Raw genomic sequence first — 21,132 nt, forward strand, 5'->3', positions numbered from 1 at the left:
GTCATTCCTCTCCGACGATGATCACGGGTTTGATGCAGTCATCGAGCTTGGCGGAGAACACGTGGTACGCCTCGGCGATGTGCTCCAGAGGGAACCGGTGGGTGAGGAGTTCGCTCGGTCGCACGTGTCCTTCTTGGATGTGCTCCAGCAGGCGCGGCCATTGCCGTTTGACGGGTGCCTGGTTCGCCCGGATGGTCAGCCCTTTGTTCACGATGTCGCCGAGGCGGACGGAGGAGACCAGCGGCCCGTACGCGCCGACGAGGGAAACCGTGCCGCCCTTACGTGCCGAGTCGATCGCCCAGTTCACCGCGACCGGCGAGCCCCCTTGCAGCTTGAGCTTTGCACCGGTGACGTGTTGGAGGACGCTGCCGTCGGCCTCGGCCCCCACGGCATCAATGACGACGTCCGCACCGAGGTATCCGGTCGCCTTCTTCAGTGCGAGGACGATGTCGTCGACCTCTGCGAGGTGGATCGTTTCCGCGTAGGCGAAGGTCCGTGCCTTCTCCAGGCGGTAGTCGATGTGATCGACGACGATGACCCTGCCTGCGCCCAGGAACCACGCGGACCGTGCGGCCGCGAGCCCGACGGGACCCGCGCCGAAGACGACGACGGTGTCGCGTTCGGCGATGTCGCCGAGCTGGGCACCGAAGTAGCCGGTAGAAAAGGCGTCGGTGAGCATGAGGGCGTCCTCGGAACCCAGCCACTCGGGGATCACGGAGGGGCCGACGTCGGCGAACGGCACTCGGACGAGCTCCGCTTGACCGCCGTCGTACCCGCCGGTCGTGTGTGAGTAGCCGTAGATCCCGCCGACGGCGGTGGCGTTGGGGTTCACGTTGTGGCAGTTTGAGAACAACCCGCGGCTGCAGAAGTAACAGCTGCCGCAATAGATGTTGAAGGGAACCATCACCCGGTCGCCGCGCTGCAGGTTCTGTACGGAAGGGCCGACCTCTTCGACGATGCCGACGATTTCATGCCCGAATGTGTGGCCGATGCGGGTGTCCGGCATCATGCCGTGGAACAGGTGCAGGTCGGAGCCGCACACGGCCGCCCGGGTCACCCGGACTATGGCGTCGTTCGGGTGTTGGATCTTCGGTTCGGGCTTCTCCTCGACGCGGATCTTGTAGGGACCGCGGTAGGCCATTGCTTTCATCGCAGCATGCTCCTCGGGTGTGTCTGGGCAGGTAGTTCGGCGCCCGGTCCGGAGACCTGGCGACGTTGATCGTTTGATGATTTGTCAGGGCCGTCGCGCTCACCGACGGATTCTTGTCGGGCGGTTCGGTATGCGTGGCGGGAGTTGCTGGCGTCCGACGCCGAAGTGGCGGGGATGGTTATGCCGGCGGCTGCCAAGCGTCGTGAGATCTGCGTTGGAGGATGGGCAGCAACGCGCATCCTTTGGCCGTTGTAGGGCACTCCGCCCCGTAGGCGCGCTCCGATCGCAACCCAACTCGTCACGGCCCGCTCGCAAAGCCAGAGCGGTGCCCACAGTGCGCTTGTGGGGGCGAAGACATTTTGGCCACCCGCGCGTCGTCTGCCGCGCTCGGCCAACGCGACGGCGCTCAGCGTGAGCAGTGCGATCGCCGCAGGGCAGCGCCGCACGGTTATGAGGAGGGGGAGGATGGCGGCCTCGGTGAGGAGTCGACGAGGTTGGGCGAAGCTGTCGTACGCTTGTCGGCTTCTTTGGGAGATGAAATGCTGTGCGGTTGGGGGGCGCCGCTTGACGTAGATATCGGGGCGATCGCTGATGACGCCCCCCACGGCTCGGATGGTTCGTTCCATTTCGAGGTTTTCGAACAGGACGTTAGGGCTGTAGCCTCCGGCGAGGCGCAGGGTGGAGCGTCGCACCGCGTAGGTTCCGGGGTAGTCACTCGCGACCGCACGGTTCAGCAGGGTGCGGGCCGTGTCCCAGCGTGCGTGCCAGGGGAGGGGTGCGAAGTGGTTCTGCGGTTTGACCAGGGAGGCGATGGCGAGGTCGGATACGACGGCGGTCAGCGTGTCGCGGTCGTATCGGACGTCGTCGTCGGCGATGACGAGGTGCTCGTGTCTCGCGACGGCGAGGCCGGTGAGTACTCCGCGCACTTTCCCGTTCATGCCGGCTCGCCCGTCAACGGGTATGTGCCGGGCGAGGCCGGACCATGTTGCAGCGTGGGCCGCGAATCGGTCGGGATCTGACCCGTCGATGATCGTGATATCCGCCCACTCGCGAAGCGCGGTCAGGTACGCGGTGAGATCCGCGAGCTCATCGTCCGTTTTCCACCGCAGCGGCAGGATGTATTCGATCCCGGGGCGGGGCTGCGTCGAGTTGCGCTCAGCGGAGGTGTTGACCCTGGCCATGGCGTGCCGTATTAGGCGCGCGGCGATCGCGCGTCGGAGCGGTCGACGCGGGCTGGGCGGGTGACGAAGACGCCGAGGAGGATCATGCCGGCGGCGAGTCCGAGGTGCAGCCAGTTGTCGGCGTCGTTCACGGGCAGGAAGTTCAGCTGGTCGTTGTTCACGGCTACGAGGCCGTAGATCCAGACGACCAGGTAGATCAGCCCTCCGATGACGAGGTAGAGCCGGGAGATGCGTGGGCGGATGGCGGCGGCGATTCCGGCAATGCCGAAGAGCAGATGCACGAGGTTGTGCAGAACGGATACTTGGAAGACGCCGAGGAGCTGGGCCTCGGAGTCGGCGCCGGCGCCGTGCAGGTGCTCGGCCGAGTGGGTGAGGCCGGGGATGAATCCGGCTATTGCCACGACGAGGAAGAGCAGGCCGACGACGAGTGCCGTCTTCTGGATGGTGGTCCCGGCGTATCCGGATGTGGGCTCTGCGGGCGTGCTCATGGGGAGACTCCTCGGCTGGGTGCGAACGCCGCGCAGTACGCGGCGGGAAGGGAACTCTGAAGATATTGACGCGGGACATCAGTGATGAGGGCATTGACGAAAACGCCCTTACGCCGTAAGTTCGGCGCATTACTCATCGTCGGTCGCGGGTCCGCTCGGGCAACGTCCCGGTGAGCCTTCCTACAGCTGCGAGAGAACTCGCCGTCAGTGCAACGAAGAGGAATCGGCGGAGGCCCGGTCGGATGGCCAGGCTCGTGGAAGCACTCCAGGTGCGACCGCGTCTCGGGAGACCGTCCGGGTCCGCGACGCTGCTCGGCGCAGCGAGATTGCCGGGACGGGACGGCGCCGGTTCGGGGGTGTGCATCATCCGCATGCCCCACCGGCCGAACACCCTGTCGAGCAGGCGGGGCGCGGTCCGCTGCAAAGCGGAGATGAATCGGCCACTGCCGCCGGCGAAGAGTTCGTCGACGGGATGCTCGGCAGCGTAGAGGATGCACGAGGCGACGACGGAGGCCGCGTAGTAGGGCGGTGGCGCCGATGGACGATGACCGAGACGTGATCGGGTGGCGTTGTAGCCGGGGGTGTCGATCACCGCGGGTCGGATGATGGTCACGGAGATGGGGTCGCGCGTGGCGCGCAGCTCACGTCGCAACCCCATCATCGCTCCTTCGACTGCCCGCTTCGAGGCGGCGTACGCGCTGTGGAACGGCAGGGTCGTCACCGCTTCGATGGAGGAGATCGAGATGAGCGCGCCGCCGCCGGCACGGCGGAGAGCCGGGAGTGCCGCCTGAGCGCCGTGCACCTGACCGAGGAAATCGATCTCCATCATGCGGCGGAACTCGGCGGGCGTCGTCTCCTCGAATCCGGCGTAGATAAGCACGCCCGCGTTGTTCACCCACGTGTCGATCCGACCGAACCAGCTCTCGACGGTGTCGGCCGCTGCCTGAACGGCGGCAGCGTCCTGCACGTCGCAGACGATTTGTCGAGCCTGTCCGCCTTGCGCGACGATGTCGGCGACCGTCTGCAGCAGGCGACCCTCGTGGCGGCCGAGGACCACGACGGTGGCACCGGCTCGCCCCATCCGGAGGGCGGTCTCCCGTCCGATTCCGCTGGATCCGCCGGTGATGACCGCGACCTGCGTCGCCAGTGCGCGGTGTCTCCGCCGCCGTAACGGCTGTAAACGAAACCTCCTCGGATGTGTTTCGCCGGGCATGCTCTCCTCCTTCGGCCGTTTCCCGTCACTCCATGTTCAGAGCATCCTGCGCCCGTCCGGCGAGCTTCTCGACCGTGTTCGGAAGTTCCGTCGTGCCATAGAAGCGCGAGTCGGGGTGCGTGGGTGGGGGCATCGGCACCCCTGCCTCCGGCTCGGGCAGGTAGGTGAACTCTCCTTTGCCGTCGGGTGTCGGCCCGGACGCCCAGGAACCTTCTGCGGCCTGCGCGCCGTCGGAGAAGTTGATGTATTGGTAGGACACGTCGCGTTCCTCTTTGTCGATCGGGAAGTTGCTCGGGACGGGGAGGGCTTCGACGCCCTCGGCCTGCAGCTCGGCTGCGGCGGCCAGCCATTGGTTCTGGTGCATGGTGTCGCGGGCGAGCAGGAAGGAGAGCAGGTCGCGCACTCCGTGGTCGTCGGTCATGTGGTGCAGCCGGGCCACCTGCACGCGGCCCTGCATCTCGGCGTTCGCGTTGGCCTGGAAATCGGCGAGCAGGTTGCCGCTGCCGGTGATGTAGCTGCCCGACCAGGGGTTGCCCATGCTGTCGACGGGGCGGGCGCCTGCACCCGCGACGATGCCGTGCTGGATGTCGGTTCCGCCGATGACTGCGGCTACCGTCGGGTCGCTCTGCACCGCGTCTTCGGTGATGCCTAGCGGGGACTTCTCGAGAAGCTGCGCGATCATGACGGCGAGCATCTCGACGTGCCCCATCTCCTCGGCGCCGATGCCGAACACGAGGTCGCGGTATTTTCCGGGGATGTGCATGTTCCAGGCTTGGAACTGGTACTGCAACGCCACCGTGATCTCGCCGTACTGCCCGCCGAGAACCTCTTGCAGCTTTCGCGCGTAGATCGCGTCCGGCTTGTCGGGCGTCGCCTTGTGCTGAAGCTCTTGCCTGTGGAAAAACATCGCGTCTCCCGTTCCGCGCCGCTCGGGGAGGGGATCGGTTGATCGTGGCGGCGCTGTGGGACCTATGGAAAAGCCCGGACGGTTTTTCTCCCACGGCCTTGCCGGAACGAAGAGACGGGGGTACAACGCACGCGCGACGGCACCCAGAAAAGCGTCCGGGAGCCCTCACGCCGGCGGTTATACCCCCACGCACGCGATACGGCAAGCTGTTGCAGCTGATGAGTTCCCGTTCGTATCTTCATCTGAAACAGACCAGTGGCCAGTCTCGGCCCGGGTCGCCGGCCACCTTTGAGCAATCTGCCGTTTCCGCTGTCGGAACACGGCCCGTCGAGGAGTACCCATGACCGAGGTTCGTGACCCCGCCGTCGGCACGGTTCCGGAGCGGACCGCGAAGGCCCGTCAGGCCGCCATGATGAGCACCTCGCGTGTGGAGCAGAAGGGCAACATCGTCGTCCGGTGGATCACCTCAACCGACCACAAGACGATCGGGTACATGTACCTGATCGCGTCGGTGATCTTCTTCCTCCTCGGTGGGGTGATGGCCCTGGTGATCCGCGCCGAGCTGTTCGCTCCGGGGATGCAGATCCTTCCCACGAAGGAGCAGTACAACCAGCTGTTCACCATGCACGGCACGATCATGCTGCTGATGTTCGCGACGCCGCTGTTCGCCGGGTTCGCGAATGCGATCATGCCCCTGCAGATCGGGGCGCCGGACGTCGCCTTTCCGCGACTGAACGCGTTCTCGTTCTGGTTGTTCTTCTTCGGCTCCATCATCGCCGTCTCGGGGTTCCTCACCCCGCAGGGCTCGGCCTCCTTCGGTTGGACGGCCTATCAGCCGCTCGCCAGCGCGACATTCACGCCCGGGGCGGGCGGCAACCTGTGGATGATGGGCCTGGGCATCAGCGGCTTCGGGACCATCCTCGGTGCGGTGAACTTCATCACGACGATCATCACAATGCGCGCGCCGGGCATGACGATGTGGCGGATGCCGGTCTTCACGTGGAACACCCTGGTCACGAGCCTCCTCGTGCTGATGGCTTTTCCCGTCCTCGCGGCGGCCCTCTTCGCGGCAGCGGCGGACCGCATCCTCGGCGCGCACATCTTCGATCCGCAGAACGGCGGTGTGCTGCTGTGGCAGCACCTGTTCTGGTTCTTCGGTCATCCCGAGGTGTACGTGATCGCTCTGCCGTTCTTCGGCATCGTCTCGGAGATCTTCCCGGTGTTCAGCCGCAAACCCTTGTTCGGCTACAAGACCATCATCTATGCCACGATCGCGATCGCCGCATACTCGGTCGCGGTCTGGGCACACCACATGTACGTCACCGGGGGAGTGCTGCTGCCGTTCTTCGCCCTGTTGACGATGTTCATCGCCGTGCCGACGGGGGTGAAGATCTTCAACTGGATCGGCACCATGTGGCGAGGATCGGTGACGTTCGAGACACCGATGGTCTTCGCGCTCGGCTTCCTCGTCACCTTCGTCTTCGGGGGGCTCACCGGCGTCATCCTCGCCTCACCTCCGCTCGACTTCCCGCTCCATGACACCTACTTCGTCGTCGCTCACTTCCACTACGTCGTCTTCGGCACCGTCGTGTTCGCGATGTTCGCCGGCTTCTACTTCTGGTGGCCGAAGTGGACCGGTCGCATGCTGAACGAGCGCCTCGGTTACGTGCACTTCTGGATGCTGTTCATCGGGTTCCACATGACATTCCTCATCCACCACTGGCTCGGCGTCGACGGGATGCCTCGCCGCTACGCCGACTACGCGGAGCAGGATCAATTCACCTGGGCGAACCAGGTCTCCACGGTCGGGGCGATGATCCTCGGCGCCTCGATGCTGCCGTTCTTCCTGAACGTCTGGATCACCGCCCGCAAGGCTCCGAAGGTCACCGTCGACGATCCCTGGGGTTACGGCGCCTCCCTGGAGTGGGCCACTTCGTGCCCGCCGCCGCGCCACAACTTCGTCGCCATGCCGCGCATCCGCAGCGAGCGTCCGGCATTCGACCTGAACCACCCCGAAGTGGGAACGGCAACCGAAGCCGCGCCGCACGCGGGTCCCAGAGCAGCGAACGAGGAGTTCGGTGAACGAGGAGTGAGCTGATCATCATGACCGCCAGCATCCTTCGCCCCACTCAGCCAGCGAACCACCGTTTTGAGGCTCCCGCACACAGGCCGACCACCCGTCTGATAGGCGTGGAAGAAGAGCTTCTCCTCCTCAATGCCGCGACTCTGGCACCCATCCCCGCATCGACCGACGTACTGCACGCCCATGCGGGCGTTGCACAGCCTGCGAACGTCGTTCTCGAGGCCGAATCCAAGCTCGAGCAGATCGAGGTGGTCAGCCCGCCCCTCCGGACATACCGAGAGCTTCTCGATGCCGTCGTGAGCGGCCGCCGGACGGCGGATCAGGCCGCGCGTATGGCGGGTGCGCGAGCGGCGGCGCTCGCGACCGTCCCGTTGCTCTGCGATTCCCACGTGGCCCCCAGCCCTCGATACGACCTGATGTCGGAGCGCTTCGCGTTGACGATGGCAGAACAACTGACCTGCGGTTTCCATGTGCACGTCACGATCGGTTCCCCGGAAGAAGGAGTGGCGATTTTGGACCGGATACGAATCTGGTTGCCGCTGCTCCTGGCACTCAGCGCGAACTCCCCCTTCTGGCGAGGCGCCGACTCGGGATACGCGAGTTACCGTTACCAGGCGTGGGGGCGATGGCCGAGCGCGGGACCATATGACTTGTTCCGATCCGCCGAGGCTTATTTCGCCACGGTCGATCAGATGGTGGGGACAGGCGTCGCGCTTGACGCAGGCATGGTCTACTTTGACGCCCGCCTTTCTACTCATGCCCCGACAGTCGAGGTCCGCGTCGCCGATGTCTGCCTCCTTCCCGAGGACGCGGTCACGATCGCCGTGATCGTGCGTGCGCTCGTGGCCGGCGCAGCTGCTGAATGGCGAGAAGGATCGCCCGCACCGGAGGTGCCCGCAGCTCTTCTGCGCCTGGCGTCTTGGCGGGCGAGCCGGTTCGGCACCAGCGAAAATCTCATCCATCCGTTCACTGGTGTGCCTCGGCCGGCCCGCGAGTGCGTCGGAGCTTTCCTCGATCACATCAACCCTCATTTCGATGGCCTCGAGGAAGCCGTCCGCGCACACCAAGGCGTGAAAGACATCCTGGCTCGCGGCACCGGGGCAGCTCACCAACGAACCCTGCTCGCTGAGCACGGCAACTGGACCGACATGATGGCCGCAGTCGTCGCACGAACCCACTCGGGCGGTGCCGATCGATGAGTGCCGACAACACGCCAACCGAACAGCATGCCCACGATCACGTGGGCGCATACATCACCAGCCACACGCCAGACATGCTCCAGCGCCTCGCCGCCTGGGTGGCGATTCCTTCCATCGCCGCAGACCCGGAACGTCGGTCAGACCTCGTCCGGTCCGCGCGCTGGCTTGCTGGCGAAATGCGCGACGCGGGATTCACCGCCACCATCTTCGAAACCGGTGACTCTCACGCGGTGTTCGGCGAGTTCATCGTCGACCCGTCGGCGCCGACGGTGCTGGTCTACAGCCACCACGACGTCCGCCACGCGAAACCCGAGCAGTGGAAAGAGACCAAACCCTTCACGCCGGTCGTGCGCGACGGCCGCCTCTACGGCCGAGGCGCGTCAGATGCCAAGGGTCAGGCTCTCGCCCATGTGTGGGGAGCACGCGCCCACCGCGCCACTCCCGACTCGGCGCGCATCCCGCTCAACATCAAACTCCTCATCGAAGGGGAGGAAGAAATCGGGTCGCCACACCTCGCGGAGCTTCTCGACACCCAGCGGGAACGGTTCACCTGCGACGTGATCGTCTTCTCGGACACGGTGCAGTGGTCCGTGGACGTCCCCGCTCCCGTGACCTCGATGCGCGGCATCCTGACCGCCACTCTCACCGTCACCGGACCCGCGAAGGACGTGCACAGTGGCGTGGCATCGGGAGTGACCGTCAATCCGGCACTCGCCCTCGCCACGGTACTGGGCCGGCTGCAAGACCCCTCCGGTCGCATCATGTTGCCGAACTTCTATGACGACGTAGCCCCCCTCACCCCACAACGGAAAGAAGAACTGGAGGCGATCCCCTACGACGACGAAGACTGGCTCGCACGCACCGACACGCGAGTTGTCGTCGGCGAAGCAGGGTTCACCCCGAAAGAACGACTGTGGGCGCGACCCGCGATCGAGGTGATCTCCCTTCTGTCCGGTGACACCGAACTCAGTCGATCCGTGATCCCCGCCGAAGCGAGCGCCACATTGAGTATCAGAATCGCGGCGAACCAGCGGATCTCGACGGTGGCAGAGCAGTTGCGGGTATTCGTCGCACGGGAGATGCCGCGCGGTGCGGCCTACACGCTGACGGTCGACGAGGATCTCGCGCAAGAGGCATATACCTCGCCAGAAGGTCCCGTGCTGGATGCGCTGGAGCACGCGCTCGAGCTCGGATACGGGACAAGCGCCCCCGGACGTGTCGGCAATGCTGGCGGAGGACCCGCCGACCTCTTGACCCAGAAGCTCGGAGCGCCCATCTACTTCTTGGGGACGGGACTTCCCGAAGACAACTGGCATGCCGACGACGAGAGCATCAACATCCGCATGCTGAGCCAAGGCACCGCCGCGATCGCGCACCTGTGGAACACCCTCGGCGGAATCCTCAGTGTCGAGACACCTTCAAGCGATCCGGAGGCATCTGTAGGACTCCTGCCGACAGATTGAAAGGAGTCGCGAAGAGGGCGAGAGCGAGAGCGAGTACGACGCGAAAGCGCATCCGTCAATAACCTCTTCGCCACCTCGTTCCGTCACTAACGTCAGAGAGTCCCACGGCGGCTACGGCCGGCGTCACATCACAGCCCAGGAGCGTCAGCCTTGAGCGCCAACACAGAAACGGCATCCGGATACGCGAAATCCGCCATCCAGAAGACGGCACTGATCGTGGGTATCGTCTTCCTCCTCGTCGGAATCGCCGGGTTCATCCCCGGCCTCACCCACTCGGCCGAGCACCTGCACAGCGTAGGTGCCGATTCCGAAGCTCACCTGCTCGGAGTGTTCCAAGTATCGGTCCTGCACAACCTCGTCCACCTCGTCTTCGGCGTTGCCGGCCTCGCCGCCGGCGCCCGCATTCGCAACTCCCGCCTGTATCTCATCATCGGTGGCGTGGTGTATCTGGTCGTTTGGATCTACGGCCTCATCGCGGTGAACAACGACCAGATCAACTTCCTCCCGGTGAACGACGCCGACAACTGGCTGCACCTTGGACTTGCTGTCGGGATGATCCTCCTCGGCATCTTCGTCTCACGTCCCACTCGCGTCGACCGGCCCGACGCCCGATCGCCGCGCGCATGATCGAACGAGGGTGATGGTGCACGGCGCGAGACAGCAATGACAGCAGCTCGACAACGACGCGCCGCGCTCTTGGGCTGACTTGTCATTGTCGGCGCAGTGCTTGTTCTCACCCAGTGGGGATACCCCGCCTCCTGGTTTGGCGGCGTCCTGGGAGCAGCCTCCGCCCTCAGCGTCATTCACCTCTTGACGACCAACGACGATGTCGCGCGACAGTACGCTAGTTCGCGAGTGGCCGTGGCGACAGTGACGGTTCTGCGCGTCAGCGGATCATGCGCGGGGCGTAGACGCTAGGCGGGCAGGCGAATCTGGCTGGCACCGGCACCCGTCGCGCCCCGAGTTGCGCGATGTCAACCCCTTCTGATGCCGAGACGACCGTTCGTAGTATCGCCTCATGTCGGATCGCTCTCTCACCGTGGGGTCTTCCGGGTCGGGCTGGTCGGAAGTCGCTCCGGGGTATTTTCAGCTTTCGGTCGCGGGGGTCAACTGCTTCCTCATCCGTCGTGACGACGGCCTCACGCTTATCGACGCAGGGTTGCCTCGGACCGCCCGCGTACTGGGGGAGGTCCTCACGCATCTTGGAGCACGGGCGACCGATATCGACGCGCTCGTTCTCACCCACGGGCATTTCGACCACGTGGGCATGGCCCGTCGGATCCGGGGTGCGGGCACGCCGGTGCTTGTGCATTCTCGCGACGCAGACCTCGCGCGGCATCCTTATCGCTATCGTCCTGCAGTCCCACGCGTCCCTTACCTCCTGAGCCACCCGGGCGGGATACCCATAGTCGGACGAATGGCGCTGAACGGCGCGCTGGTGGTGCGCGGGGTGGAGGCCCTGGGACGCGTTTACCATGGGCACCCCGTCAACGCACCGGGAGCGCCGATCGCATTGTGGACACCGGGGCATACGGCGGGCCACTGCGCCTACCTTTTCGTTGACGACGGGATCCTCCTCTCCGGAGATGCCCTGGTCACACTCGACCCGTACACGGGCGAGACGGGCCCGCAGATCGTCGCGCAGGCGGCGACAGCAGACGGCGACGAGGCTATGAGCGCACTGGACGTGCTCGCCGATACGTCTGCTTCGCTCGTGCTTCCCGGCCATGGCCGCGCCTATGCCGATGGTGTGATCTCAGCCGTAGCGCACGCACGTCGACGGGGCGTGCATTAGACCAGCACGGGAGATCGCTCGCCCGTCAACGTGGGTCGTCGGTGCTGGGCGGCGGCGTCATCCAGGTCGATGCCTGGTTCCGACGTGCTGCGGCGGCTGGTTCCGACGTGCGGCACCGCTCGAGACGCCCGTCTTTGTTCATGCTGTTTTGTCAACATCCTTCTTTGATTGCCTGGACTGGCCGACAGTTGTGCTGTTCGATTGGAGGCCGAAATGCCTGAGGCGCGGTTCGAGCTCCGCGAAGCCGCGGAGAAAGAATGGCTGGTCCTTGACCACAAGTACCCGGCGAACGACCCTCGACGCACTGTGGGCTGCGTCTATGAGGTCGACGAGTATGAGGTCGAGGTGATGTGGATCCGGGCACTACCCGTTGCGACGCGGTATATGTCACCGATAGAGGTGCTGGAGGATGTGCGGCAGCTGCACGAGCGCAGCCGATCCACGCGGCCGATCACGATCCCGCACCTGCCTCCCCTCCTCGCCACGTAGGGACACTGCTGCTCGCGTTGCCCCTGTTGGGGCGACGCCGGGCCGCTTGCTCGCCGCCCGACTCTCGATTTCAACGAATGGTGGTCTTGTGCACGGTCACGCCGACGGCGACAACTCGTTCGGTCAATGGATCATTCTGCTGCCACTCGCCGCTGCTGCCGTCATGTACGTCGCCGCGGCCGTCGGTGAATCCGGGAAAGGAAGGCCTTGGCCGTGGTGGCGCACATCGTTCTGGCTTCTGGGACTCGGCGTCGCGGCGTTCGCGTTGTCGGGTACCAGCCCGTCTGGCGTCGGTCGACCCTTCACCGATCATGCGATCGGACACCTGCTCGTCGGCATGGCGGCGCCCGTGTTCCTCGTTCTCGCGGCCCCTGTCACTCTCGCGCTCCGGAACTTCGCCGTGCTCTCAGCGCGCCGCCTCAGCCACGCGCTCCGCTCGCCGCCCGCCCGGCTGCTCTCGCATCCGATCATCGCTGCCCTACTGAGTATCGGAAGCCTGTATCTGCTATACCTCACCCCGCTGTACGAGAGCACCACCGATTCGGTACTGCACCTCGCGGTCATGGTGCACTTCCTAATCACCGGGTTTCTGTTCACCGCATCGATCATCACCGTCGATCCGTCCCCGCACCGGTCTTCGATGAACCTGCGCCTCATCGTCCTCACCCTTTCTCTCGCGGCGCACGGCGTGCTGACGAAAGCGCTCTACGCATCCGCCGTCAACGGAGAAAGCCGTCTTGCCCAGCTTGTGCAAACTGAGGGCGTCTCGCCGTCGGATCTGCAGGCGGGAGCGCAGCTCATGTACTACGGAGGCGATGTTGTCGACCTGGTCCTCATCGCCATTGTGCTCTTCGGCTGGTACCGCAGCACGATCCGACCCGCAACCAGGAGAACCCGAATGTCCCGGCGCACGCACATCGCTCAAGGCGGGCTCGGATGAGCGCACCAACGACAGGCACATGGCGACCCATCATCCACAACCGAACGTTCTGGGCAGCCGTCCTGCTGGGTGTCGGCACAATGGCGGCGATCGACGAGATTGTCTTTCACCAGTTGCTGCAGTGGCACCACTTCTTCGATCCTGCCCGCGGCGATCTCGGCATAGTCTCGGATGGGCTCCTGCATGCAGGGGAATTGCTCGCCCTCGGCACCGGGTTCTTCCTTCTGCTGGACGCGCGACGCCGAGGCGACTTCACGCGACCGGTCGCCGCGTCCGGCTATCTGGTCGGGCTCGGCGGTTTTCAGCTGTTCGACGGCATCATCGATCACAAAGTGCTTCAAATTCATCAGATCAGATACTGGGTCGATCTGCTGCCCTACGACATCATCTGGAACGGCGCGGGCGCTGTGTTGTTACTCACGGGCATCTCGATCGCGCTCCTGGCCCGCGACGAGCGGCCCACTGAACCGACCCCGAGGACATCAGATGATTAGGCTGCTTCGGCCGACAAGTCGCAGCGCCGTCTGCCATACCCGCGAGCCGGACCCGCTGCCGAGCCGCCGGCAACGATCGTTGCCGGCGGAGGCGGGATCTTATTGGCCTCTGGAGGCGGCGGCTAGTGGAACGGGCAACGGCGCGAAGGATTCACTGAGCGCATGTCACCGCCGGAGCGGGGCTTGGTGGGTAGCCGGCGGAGGTTGACCTGGAGCCCGGTGTCCAGGATGCGTAGTCGCGGGTCGCTCAACACGGCGATGGCCGCGGTGAGCCCGGCGACGGCGAGCTTCTCGCCCGGGCACCGATGGCCGGTCGCGACGTCGGCGCCCCCGTGCGGGATGAACGATGTGAGGGTTTCGAAGTCTTCGACGCCGAGGAATCGCTCGGGTGCGAAGCGTTCCGGGTGTGCCCAGGAGTTCTCACCCGTATTTGTGCCGAGGATGTCGAGCACCACACGGCCGCCGGCGGCGACGTGCTGGCCGTCGATGTCGATGTCAGCCGTCGCACGCCCAGGAAGCATCGGCACGAAGGGTGAGGTGCGGCGTATCTCTTGCGCGAACAACGTGGCGAGTTCACCTCCGACGAGCCGCCCGTTCGTCGCCGTCTCGGTCGCGATGCGTGTGCGCCATTCGGGCCGATCGTGAAGTTCTTTCGCCGCGAACGCGACGAAGCGGGCGACGGCGATCATCGGGCGGATGCTGTTCTGCAACTCGACACCCGCAGTCCGCGCGGAGAGCAGTTCGCCTGACTGATCGCGATGGTGAGCCCACACGAACAATGCGGTGTCGGGTTCGGGCTCGAGTGCCCCGGCCCGTACTGCTTCGATCAGGTGTGCAGCGTGTCGGTCGGACCAGAGTCGATTGAGTACGGCGACGCCGTATGCGGGCGAGTAGGGAGCGCCGAACCCGTAGACGATCTGCGCCAACCGCGCCGACCAGCGCGTTTTTGCGGCAGGGGTCCCTGGCAGCCCAGCCCAACCCATCACCGCGCGACCGAGAGCGCCCGTCGCTGCCTGATAGGCGTTGCGGATGCCACCACCGAGCCAGGCCGCACGTTCCGTCTCCCACTCGCGCTCCAACCATGGTGTCAGCCGTTCGACCTGCGTGTCCTCGTAGGCGACGTCGACGAACGTCGCCTTGCGATGCCGGTGCGCTTGTCCGTCGAGGCTGTGCACGGAACCGTGGCCGAAGAGCGTCTCCTGCACGAGAGCGGGCATCGCCCCATGCCGGGCGATACGCGATCGTCGTAGAAGACATCGATGCCCTCCGCACCCCGCACGAAGACGGTATCGTGGCCCAGCAGGCGCATCGGTGCTGAGCGGGCACCACGATGCACCCGTCGCCACACGGTTGCTCCGAAACCGTAGCCCCGAATGAGGATGGATGGAGCGTCGTCGACGAAGGCGCGCAGCGGCCGAACCGCCCTCGAGGGGAACCCGGGCACTATGAAGCGACGTCTTCCGTATCGTCGGCATCCGAACCGTCTGGCACCTCCATGGCCCTCGGATCGACGGCCACGGGGTCGTCCGACAATTGGCGCGGGACAAGCTCATCAGGGATCATCTGCTGGTCCTCGGGCGGGCTCTTTGCACCGAGCATCGTCGGTCTCACTTCCTTGAACTTCGCTGTCATGCTTCGGCGACCTGCCGACGACGGCCATGACACCTGGTGCACGCCCGGCTGCACAGGGCCTTGACACCTAGGGGGCACGCTCACCCGCCAGCCAAAGACGCACACAGCGGCCTCGCCTCGGGAGTGATCGTTAACCCGGCTCGCCCTCGCCGCCATGCGGGCGGCTGGGGGCTCATTAGTTCTGGTGAGGGGGCAGGCGGGTTTAGATCGACCCGATGTCGTACTCGCCGGGTCCGTCGGGCATGTCCTCCGGCGCGAACGGTGACACAGTGATCGGACTGAGTGATCGTGCTCTTGCCAAGAGGCGGTCGGCTGCCTCATCGTCGTCGAATTCGTGTGAAGAGTCGGCGTCCGCGACGGCTATGGGCATGTTTCCGTTGACGGCCAATCGCACGTGCGAGCGCTTCCCGTGCGAGTCCATGATCGGCAGATCGATGACGTCGCCTCGCCGCTCTTCCATCAGCGCCGTCCAGTAGTGCATTAGGGCGTCAGCGACCTTGTCGGTCGTGGTGTATGTCCCTACTTGGGTGATGACAGTTTTCACGCGTTCCCCCGATGTCGTGCGGATGTATCCGCTACCGGGTCCGGGGCAGCCATTCCAGCCTAGACCGAGTCGACCGACGGGTGACCCCCTTGCGCTTTCAGCTCTCCGGTGCTCCCAGAGTGATCTCGCGCCGCACGACGCGCTCCGCCACCTCACTCAGCCGCAGACCTCGAGTGCGAGCATACGTGCGAAGGAGACAGAAGGCGTCGGGGATCGGCACGCCTGCCGTGAACGAGATCACGCCCTTCGCCTGTTCGATCATCACTCTGCTGTTGAGCGCCGTCTGCAGCTGCGACGACAGCGTCTCCTTCTCACGCACGGTGCGCTCGTGCAGGATACCGATCGTGGCAACATCGGCGAAGGCCCGCGCCGCCACCAGATCATCGGGCGGAGCTGAGCCGGGGGTGGACCTCAGCAGATTCAGCGTGCCGATCGTCGTGTCCCGCAACCGCATCGGGATCGCCTCGACCGATACGAACCCGTTTTCCAACGCCGCCTGCCGGAAGAGCGGCCATCTCTCCGCATCGACACTGACGTCAGGGACGGACACCGGTGCCCCCGTCAGGAAACACTCGATGCAGGGGCCGGACTCCGCGCCGAGCTGCATCACCTCGACGAGCTCGGTGGCCTCGCTCGTCGACGCGATAAGCTCGAGTTCCCCTGCCGGATCGGTCAGCAGGATGCCGGCGTCCGTTGCATCCAGGAGGTCATGGCACGCATCCACCAGGGTCTGCAGCAGCTCCATGACGTCATAGTCATCGACCAGCGTGTCCGCCAAAGTGGCGAAGAGTTGAAGGAGGCGCGCATCCCGCGTGAGTTCCGTCACGAGCGCGCCTCCATCCCACCCGCCGTGCGAGTGAAGCGGAGCGTGCCATCCACGACGGCCTGAGCGACCTCCATCATGCGCTGGCCGGTCGAGAACGCTCGAGCCTGAATCATGAGCAGCGCATCGTCGGGGCTAATGTCGAGTTGCGCGAGGACGATTCCGGTCGCCTGGTGGATGATTCGTCGTGAGAATGCGCCGGATTGCGCGTCTTGATCGGCGAACTCGGCCAAGGCGTCCCGGAGGACGTGGCGGCCGATCACCTCAGCCATGGCGGTCGCCTGAGTGCATTCCCGCGAGCTCAGGGTCATGGGCGACGCCGCGTACAGATCGACCGCGCCGATCTTGAGCTCGCCGAGCGACAGGGGGAACGCGAACATCGATGCGACCGCGTCCTGGTCGACGGAGGCGGCGAATGCCGGCCAGCGGGTGACACCGCGGCGCCGAAAGTCCGGTTCCAGCACGGGGGAGACCGTGCGCATCGCCTCCCAGCAGGGTCCTTCGCCCAGATCGAACTGCAGCTCATCGAGACGCGCAGCCACATCATCCGAGGCGGAGATGGTCTCGCTGCCGAGCACATCACCCACCGTCGATACCGCCGCCCCCGTGATCGGGAAAAGATCCACGAAGAATCCGCTCAGGCTCGCCAAGCGGTGACCAGACTGCTGCAGGTCAGCGAGCGCGGATTCGAAGGACTCTCTCATAGTGTTCCTCACGATAACGCGATCCTCGAAGAACCAAGGGCATTCATGCAGGGATAACCGCTGCGTCCATCCCGGCCGACCTACTCCATGCGCGAGTGATCACGCCCTTCTTCGAACGAGGGCGACCCATCTTCCGGGACGATCTCCGGAGGGCTCTCTAGTTGCGATATCTGCGCTCGCATGTATTCGATGCCGGCCGCGTTCTCCGGCTCCTGCATGTCGCTGGAGGAACTCTCCATCAGCATGACGGTGCTCGGGTTGAGGAGGAAGGTGGCCTCGACGTAGTTGCCGTGGTCGTCGACCGCGGTCAGCGTCACCGTATCGCTGCGATTGGCATTGCCTAGAACGCTCGCATACTCCATGAGGGTCTGGGCCGCGTCGTCGCCCAGGAAATGGGCTTTTTCCCCGTACGTCAGATGCTTCATGGAAAGACGTTCCCGCCCCGGGATGATGCAGCCCAGGGGGTTGACAGCTGGCGTGGATCGTTCGACGGTGAGGTATGGGATATCTCCGCTATGACAGTAGCTCGCCTCCGATCGCGATCGAGGACGCCGAGTTGGCGAACCTGAAGGTCGTGATCGGGACGAAGCTTCGCAGGCAGGAGAGCTTCATGATGACGTGGCATCCGCCCGGGGGCGATCCGGGGCGGACCTGCAGTGCGTGGATACATCCCGCGATACCGTTGCAGTTCGCGTTCGACGGCGAGAGCATCCCGCAGGTGGAGCCCGCCCATGTCGCCGCGCTCATGGAGCGGGCGAACGCCACCGGCGACCTCGTCCTCACACACCTGATCGACTAGCTCATCGTGCCGCTGGGCGTAGATCGGCAGGCTGTGCTTAGACGGCAGGGAGCGGAGCCTTGTCTGCGGCGAGCCCGGTGTCGACCGGTTCATGCACGAGATAAAGACCGGTCGGCGCATTCGCCGTGTGCGCGAGTGCGTCAATCCAGTACCGGTTGATCGAGGGCTGCCGACTGCCCCCGTATTTGAAGACCAGCGCACTGCCGGGGTGGACCCAGACGGTCGTCCGCCCGCCACCGATGCTGACGTCCTCTCGCCAGGTGAAACCGAAGGGTTCGCCCCGGCGGAGTTTCGCGGTCATCACGAGTTGGATATGCGTCAGCGCGCGATCCTCCATCTCGACCTTCATGGTGCTTTCGTAGATGAACCGACCCATCCCGTCATTCCTCTGTTCGCCACGAAGTGCCCGTGCCAGAGGCCGCGACCATGATGATCGCAGTAGTGGTGATTCCAGCCTCCCAAGGAGACGCGCGCGCCGCGACCCCTTGCCAGTCCACTCCGCCGATGGTAGATCGAGATCGGCGAAAGCGGGGAGGCGCGAAAGCGGGAGCAGGCCTACCATCAGTCTGGGTGCCCAGAATCGCGCTCACAGAGAGGGACAGGTTAGCTAGCGCGACACCACGGGAGCCATCATGGTTCCAGACTGGGCTCAGCACGCATGTTCCGGCTCTCGACGGAGATGCGATTCGCGACTATTTCGCCAATCACCTGCCCGGGATCCTCGATCGGCTTGCCGTGTGGGTGGCGATCCCCGTCCATGTCGGCGGACCCGGGCGGCGGAACAATCTGTCCAGTCGTGGAACGCGGTTGGTGGCAACTCCTTACACCATGCATTAGAACCAAGCGTCTTACTCACGATCCGTCTCGCGGTCAGAATCCGGCGGGCCGTCCAGATCGACCGTCACACATGCGACCGCCACAGCAAGCAAACTGACGAAGAACACCACCACGCCCGAAACTACCGAGAATCCCCACGACCTTATGGTGAGCAAGGAGACGGCACTGAAGAAGCCCGCAGACAGCAGCGGCAGCCCAAACATGGGGAACACGAAGGCCTTTCGCGAGGCCTGACGCGTGGACGCTTTCATACTGTTGACTGCTTCCTCCGGCGGGGCGGACCCACTTTCCCGAGTGGGTCCGCCCGATCTGGTGGCGTGTCAGCTCTCGGTGAGATCCGCGCGAGCGTGCTGAGCCTGGTTCTTCACTTCGCCGGCAGCGGTCTGGGCTTCATCTGTGACCGTGGCCGCGGACTCCTGCGCCTGGTCCTTCACCGATGCGAGGGACTCCTGCGCGGGCTCTTTCAGGTGCTCGCCGACCTCCTTCGCCACGTCGGTGACCTCGTCGACCAGGGGCTGCGCCTGGTCCTTGACGGTCGCGGCGAGGTCCTTCTCCTTCGACGATGCCGGGATCAGCGACGCCAGCAAGAGACCTGCACCGAACGCGATCAGACCGACGGCCATGGGGTTGCCTTCGGCTTTGGCGACGGCACGGTCCTTCACGTCCCCCACGTGGACACCGGCGTCTGAGAGGGAAGAGCCTGCATCGTCCGCGGCACCCATCACACGCTCGCGGACGGAGCTGAACGCCCAGCGGACTTTGCTCATCTGCCGGTCCACCATCTTTGACGGGGACACCTTGTCGGCCAGGGCATCCACGTCGAGACCGAGGTCCTGACGGGTACGTTCGATGCCAGCGCGGATCTCATCGGGTGAATCACTCATCGGTTCTCCTCATTCCTTTTCAACGTTTCCGGAATCTCTTTCACGGTGTCCACCGTCTGCGGCGCACCCTCGACTTGCTTGAGCTGACCCCGCCCGACCAGGAACAGGATCAGTGCGATCGCCGCCCAGATGACGGCGACGACGACGCCGGCCCAACCGCCCCCCATCAGGGTGCCGAGAGCCCACCAGAGCGCGACGGACAAGAAGAACACCGCCATGAGTGCCCCGTAGCCGGCGGCGCCCATGAGGCCTGCGCCCTTGGCGGACTTCGTCGCGGACTCCTTCAGCTCGGCCTTCGCGAGCGTGACTTCCTGGCGCATGAGCGTCGAGATGTCCCGCGATACCTCGCCGAGTAGATCCCCGAGTGAGGTGGAGACGGCCTTCTGTTCAGACGGCGTTGGGTCGGTCATCGCCGTCCTCCCCGAGGATGTCCGGCCGGCTCGAGGCCGTGTGGTCGTAGAGCGGCGTGCCAGCTGCCTCAGCACCCGTCGCCATGTTGCCGACGGGGACAGGGACTGCCGGATCCGGGTGCACCTGACGCGGGGCCGGGGCCGGGGCCGGGGAGGCATCCTTCTCGTCCGACGCGTTCGTGGCGAGGGCACGAGTGAGCCTTCCGACGGCAACTCCGATGATGGCCGCACCCAGGATGAAGGTGCCGGGCTTGCGGCGGGCGTAGCGCTTGACCTCGGTGAGCACGGAGCCCGGGTCGCGGTCTCCAAGCCAGGTCGCCGCCGAGGACAGACGCGTGGAGACCTGCTGGACAAGGTCACTGGCGACACCGCTGCCGGTCGAGTTGGAAGCCATGGAGCCCAGCTCGTCCCCTATCGAGCGAAGGCCGCCCGCGACCCGCTGCTGCTGCGTGTGGGCCTGCTCCTTCAGCTCGCGCTGCGCCTGCGTGTATAGATCCTTCACCTGAGTCTTCGCTTCACCGACCACAGTGGTGGCTTCATCCTTCACCGTACCCAGGACATCCTTCGCCTGTGTCGCGGCGGTCTCCTTCAGGTCGGTCGCTTCCTGCTTGGCTGCGTCGACCTTGCCTGAAGAATCTGGGGATTGCACGTCGGAGCCGCTCGGGCTCGTCGACTCGAAATTGTCCGACATTGGTGCTCCTTTCGCGGACCGATCGATCTGATCGGTCCGCCTTGTATAGCCCCCGCTTCCGCCCCGAAGATGACCCTTGCACATAGAAGACTTACGGTGTAAACCGTCTCGAGGGCAACAAGAAGCGGCAGCGCAGCCGGCGCAGGCGCACGAGGCCGGTGTAGTCGCCGGTCCGTTGAACCTGGGCCGTACGAAAAAGGGGATCTACAGGCCGGTGAAGTCCACAACACCGCTGACTGGTCGCCCCGAGGTTCCCCAGACCTGTCGGGACCACCCTCATCCACAACTGCGGGGAACGCCCCCACGCGGTTAACGTCGACAGATCTGCGTCTGATGCTCACGCGAGACGAGGCGCAGAGTGGGAGATAGGAGTTAGCCGCGCCGAGTGAATCCGCGGCTCATGAGC

25 protein-coding genes are annotated in these 21,132 nt (G+C 65.1%); 9 read left to right on the forward strand and 16 right to left on the reverse strand.

The genetic code is table 11. The features are described 5' to 3' along the window. Position 1: 1 nt before the first annotated feature. The 5 genes from QFZ21_RS20600 to QFZ21_RS20620 form a co-directional block, all read right to left on the reverse strand. Complete coding sequence (locus tag QFZ21_RS20600) at positions 2–1,150, reverse strand: zinc-dependent alcohol dehydrogenase (protein ID WP_307381521.1); 1,149 nt, start codon at positions 1,148–1,150, stop codon at positions 2–4. Next, positions 1,147–2,331 carry a glycosyltransferase family 2 protein gene (locus QFZ21_RS20605; protein WP_307381524.1) on the reverse strand — a complete coding sequence of 395 codons (1,185 nt, stop codon included), beginning with the start codon at positions 2,329–2,331 and terminating at the stop codon, positions 1,147–1,149. Before QFZ21_RS20605 ends, QFZ21_RS20600 begins: the two co-directional genes overlap by 4 nt. A gap of 11 nt (positions 2,332–2,342) precedes the next feature. Further along, positions 2,343–2,819, reverse strand: a complete 477-nt coding sequence (locus QFZ21_RS20610) for a DUF4383 domain-containing protein (RefSeq protein WP_307381527.1) — start codon at positions 2,817–2,819, stop codon at positions 2,343–2,345. A gap of 133 nt (positions 2,820–2,952) precedes the next feature. Next, entirely contained in the window at positions 2,953–4,032 is a 1,080-nt protein-coding gene (locus tag QFZ21_RS20615; RefSeq protein WP_307381529.1) for an SDR family oxidoreductase, read from the reverse strand. Positions 4,033–4,057: 25 nt separating this feature from the next. Beyond that, positions 4,058–4,939, reverse strand: a complete 882-nt coding sequence (locus QFZ21_RS20620) for a manganese catalase family protein (RefSeq protein WP_307381532.1) — start codon at positions 4,937–4,939, stop codon at positions 4,058–4,060. Positions 4,940–5,348: 409 nt separating this feature from the next. Between QFZ21_RS20620 and ctaD the strand changes: the two genes are divergently transcribed. The 8 genes from ctaD to QFZ21_RS20660 all read left to right on the forward strand — a co-directional run bounded on the left by ctaD (position 5,349) and on the right by QFZ21_RS20660 (position 13,402). Then, entirely contained in the window at positions 5,349–7,037 is a 1,689-nt protein-coding gene (ctaD, locus tag QFZ21_RS20625; protein WP_373426058.1) for a cytochrome c oxidase subunit I, read from the forward strand. Between the two features lie 5 nt (positions 7,038–7,042). Further along, on the forward strand, positions 7,043–8,221 hold the full coding sequence (locus tag QFZ21_RS20630) for a glutamate--cysteine ligase (protein ID WP_307381537.1): 1,179 nt from the start codon (positions 7,043–7,045) through the stop codon (positions 8,219–8,221). Continuing rightward, positions 8,218–9,684: a M20/M25/M40 family metallo-hydrolase gene (locus tag QFZ21_RS20635; protein ID WP_307381538.1), complete on the forward strand. Its 1,467-nt coding sequence runs from the start codon at positions 8,218–8,220 to the stop codon at positions 9,682–9,684. The genes QFZ21_RS20630 and QFZ21_RS20635 overlap by 4 nt, the downstream gene beginning before the upstream one ends. A 150-nt stretch (positions 9,685–9,834) precedes the next feature. Next, entirely contained in the window at positions 9,835–10,311 is a 477-nt protein-coding gene (locus QFZ21_RS20640) for a DUF4383 domain-containing protein (RefSeq protein ID WP_307381540.1), read from the forward strand. 391 nt (positions 10,312–10,702) lie between these two features. Further along, on the forward strand, positions 10,703–11,479 hold the full coding sequence (locus QFZ21_RS20645; protein ID WP_307381542.1) for an MBL fold metallo-hydrolase: 777 nt from the start codon (positions 10,703–10,705) through the stop codon (positions 11,477–11,479). 213 nt (positions 11,480–11,692) lie between these two features. Next, a complete protein-coding gene (locus QFZ21_RS20650; protein WP_307381543.1) occupies positions 11,693–11,968 on the forward strand; it encodes a hypothetical protein in 276 nt (91 codons plus the stop codon). An 88-nt stretch (positions 11,969–12,056) separates the two neighbouring features. Next, the gene (locus QFZ21_RS20655) at positions 12,057–12,908 is read left to right on the forward strand and encodes a cytochrome c oxidase assembly protein (protein ID WP_307381545.1); all 852 of its coding nucleotides are present in this window, start codon (positions 12,057–12,059) and stop codon (positions 12,906–12,908) included. After that, on the forward strand, positions 12,905–13,402 hold the full coding sequence (locus QFZ21_RS20660; protein ID WP_307381547.1) for a DUF2243 domain-containing protein: 498 nt from the start codon (positions 12,905–12,907) through the stop codon (positions 13,400–13,402). The genes QFZ21_RS20655 and QFZ21_RS20660 overlap by 4 nt, the downstream gene beginning before the upstream one ends. Positions 13,403–13,524: 122 nt before the next feature. On the opposite strand, the gene QFZ21_RS20665 is transcribed toward QFZ21_RS20660, so the two are convergent. The 6 genes from QFZ21_RS20665 to QFZ21_RS20690 form a co-directional block, all read right to left on the reverse strand. Beyond that, positions 13,525–14,619: a cytochrome P450 gene (locus QFZ21_RS20665; protein ID WP_307381549.1), complete on the reverse strand. Its 1,095-nt coding sequence runs from the start codon at positions 14,617–14,619 to the stop codon at positions 13,525–13,527. A 226-nt stretch (positions 14,620–14,845) separates the two neighbouring features. Then, positions 14,846–15,034 (reverse strand): hypothetical protein, encoded by a 189-nt coding sequence (locus QFZ21_RS20670; protein WP_307381551.1) that lies wholly within the window; start codon positions 15,032–15,034, stop codon positions 14,846–14,848. Between the two features lie 202 nt (positions 15,035–15,236). Further along, positions 15,237–15,578 carry a hypothetical protein gene (locus tag QFZ21_RS20675; RefSeq protein WP_307381553.1) on the reverse strand — a complete coding sequence of 114 codons (342 nt, stop codon included), beginning with the start codon at positions 15,576–15,578 and terminating at the stop codon, positions 15,237–15,239. A gap of 97 nt (positions 15,579–15,675) precedes the next feature. Next, positions 15,676–16,404 (reverse strand): GAF and ANTAR domain-containing protein, encoded by a 729-nt coding sequence (locus tag QFZ21_RS20680; protein WP_307381556.1) that lies wholly within the window; start codon positions 16,402–16,404, stop codon positions 15,676–15,678. Next, positions 16,401–17,105, reverse strand: a complete 705-nt coding sequence (locus QFZ21_RS20685; protein ID WP_307381558.1) for a GAF and ANTAR domain-containing protein — start codon at positions 17,103–17,105, stop codon at positions 16,401–16,403. Before QFZ21_RS20685 ends, QFZ21_RS20680 begins: the two co-directional genes overlap by 4 nt. 80 nt (positions 17,106–17,185) lie before the next feature. Further along, entirely contained in the window at positions 17,186–17,530 is a 345-nt protein-coding gene (locus QFZ21_RS20690) for a hypothetical protein (RefSeq protein WP_307381560.1), read from the reverse strand. A gap of 131 nt (positions 17,531–17,661) precedes the next feature. Here QFZ21_RS20690 and QFZ21_RS20695 point away from each other — a divergent pair, with 131 nt between their 5' ends. Then, on the forward strand, positions 17,662–17,904 hold the full coding sequence (locus tag QFZ21_RS20695; protein ID WP_307381562.1) for a hypothetical protein: 243 nt from the start codon (positions 17,662–17,664) through the stop codon (positions 17,902–17,904). Positions 17,905–17,941: 37 nt separating this feature from the next. Here QFZ21_RS20695 and QFZ21_RS20700 read toward each other — a convergent pair whose 3' ends face one another. From QFZ21_RS20700 to QFZ21_RS20720, 5 genes are all read right to left on the reverse strand, one after another. After that, positions 17,942–18,280 carry an ATP-dependent DNA ligase gene (locus tag QFZ21_RS20700; protein WP_307381563.1) on the reverse strand — a complete coding sequence of 113 codons (339 nt, stop codon included), beginning with the start codon at positions 18,278–18,280 and terminating at the stop codon, positions 17,942–17,944. A 472-nt stretch (positions 18,281–18,752) separates the two neighbouring features. Beyond that, complete coding sequence (locus QFZ21_RS20705; RefSeq protein ID WP_307381565.1) at positions 18,753–18,992, reverse strand: hypothetical protein; 240 nt, start codon at positions 18,990–18,992, stop codon at positions 18,753–18,755. 69 nt (positions 18,993–19,061) lie between these two features. Then, entirely contained in the window at positions 19,062–19,625 is a 564-nt protein-coding gene (locus QFZ21_RS20710) for a DUF3618 domain-containing protein (protein WP_307381567.1), read from the reverse strand. After that, positions 19,622–20,035, reverse strand: coding sequence for a phage holin family protein (locus QFZ21_RS20715; RefSeq protein WP_307381569.1), 414 nt, complete (start codon positions 20,033–20,035; stop codon positions 19,622–19,624). Before QFZ21_RS20715 ends, QFZ21_RS20710 begins: the two co-directional genes overlap by 4 nt. Continuing rightward, positions 20,013–20,726 (reverse strand): hypothetical protein, encoded by a 714-nt coding sequence (locus tag QFZ21_RS20720; RefSeq protein WP_307381571.1) that lies wholly within the window; start codon positions 20,724–20,726, stop codon positions 20,013–20,015. Before QFZ21_RS20720 ends, QFZ21_RS20715 begins: the two co-directional genes overlap by 23 nt. Positions 20,727–21,132: the final 406 nt, after the last annotated feature.

It is taken from the genome of Microbacterium sp. W4I20, from assembly GCF_030816505.1.
Taxonomy (GTDB): Bacteria; Actinomycetota; Actinomycetes; order Actinomycetales; family Microbacteriaceae; genus Microbacterium.

Excerpts from the sequence above, each read along its gene's own strand:
- QFZ21_RS20600 (WP_307381521.1), bottom strand. The coding sequence starts at position 1,150 with ATGAAAGCAATGGCCTACCGCGGTCCCTACAAGATCCGCGTCGAGGAG.
- QFZ21_RS20605 (WP_307381524.1), bottom strand. The coding sequence starts at position 2,331 with ATGGCCAGGGTCAACACCTCCGCTGAGCGCAACTCGACGCAGCCCCGC.
- QFZ21_RS20610 (WP_307381527.1), bottom strand. The coding sequence starts at position 2,819 with ATGAGCACGCCCGCAGAGCCCACATCCGGATACGCCGGGACCACCATC.
- QFZ21_RS20615 (WP_307381529.1), bottom strand. The coding sequence starts at position 4,032 with ATGCCCGGCGAAACACATCCGAGGAGGTTTCGTTTACAGCCGTTACGG.
- QFZ21_RS20620 (WP_307381532.1), bottom strand. The coding sequence starts at position 4,939 with ATGTTTTTCCACAGGCAAGAGCTTCAGCACAAGGCGACGCCCGACAAG.
- ctaD (WP_373426058.1), top strand. The coding sequence starts at position 5,349 with ATGATGAGCACCTCGCGTGTGGAGCAGAAGGGCAACATCGTCGTCCGG.
- QFZ21_RS20630 (WP_307381537.1), top strand. The coding sequence starts at position 7,043 with ATGACCGCCAGCATCCTTCGCCCCACTCAGCCAGCGAACCACCGTTTT.
- QFZ21_RS20635 (WP_307381538.1), top strand. The coding sequence starts at position 8,218 with ATGAGTGCCGACAACACGCCAACCGAACAGCATGCCCACGATCACGTG.
- QFZ21_RS20645 (WP_307381542.1), top strand. The coding sequence starts at position 10,703 with ATGTCGGATCGCTCTCTCACCGTGGGGTCTTCCGGGTCGGGCTGGTCG.
- QFZ21_RS20650 (WP_307381543.1), top strand. The coding sequence starts at position 11,693 with ATGCCTGAGGCGCGGTTCGAGCTCCGCGAAGCCGCGGAGAAAGAATGG.
- QFZ21_RS20660 (WP_307381547.1), top strand. The coding sequence starts at position 12,905 with ATGAGCGCACCAACGACAGGCACATGGCGACCCATCATCCACAACCGA.
- QFZ21_RS20665 (WP_307381549.1), bottom strand. The coding sequence starts at position 14,619 with ATGCCCGCTCTCGTGCAGGAGACGCTCTTCGGCCACGGTTCCGTGCAC.
- QFZ21_RS20670 (WP_307381551.1), bottom strand. The coding sequence starts at position 15,034 with ATGACAGCGAAGTTCAAGGAAGTGAGACCGACGATGCTCGGTGCAAAG.
- QFZ21_RS20685 (WP_307381558.1), bottom strand. The coding sequence starts at position 17,105 with ATGAGAGAGTCCTTCGAATCCGCGCTCGCTGACCTGCAGCAGTCTGGT.
- QFZ21_RS20690 (WP_307381560.1), bottom strand. The coding sequence starts at position 17,530 with ATGAAGCATCTGACGTACGGGGAAAAAGCCCATTTCCTGGGCGACGAC.
- QFZ21_RS20700 (WP_307381563.1), bottom strand. The coding sequence starts at position 18,280 with ATGGGTCGGTTCATCTACGAAAGCACCATGAAGGTCGAGATGGAGGAT.
- QFZ21_RS20705 (WP_307381565.1), bottom strand. The coding sequence starts at position 18,992 with ATGAAAGCGTCCACGCGTCAGGCCTCGCGAAAGGCCTTCGTGTTCCCC.
- QFZ21_RS20710 (WP_307381567.1), bottom strand. The coding sequence starts at position 19,625 with ATGAGTGATTCACCCGATGAGATCCGCGCTGGCATCGAACGTACCCGT.
- QFZ21_RS20715 (WP_307381569.1), bottom strand. The coding sequence starts at position 20,035 with ATGACCGACCCAACGCCGTCTGAACAGAAGGCCGTCTCCACCTCACTC.
- QFZ21_RS20720 (WP_307381571.1), bottom strand. The coding sequence starts at position 20,726 with ATGTCGGACAATTTCGAGTCGACGAGCCCGAGCGGCTCCGACGTGCAA.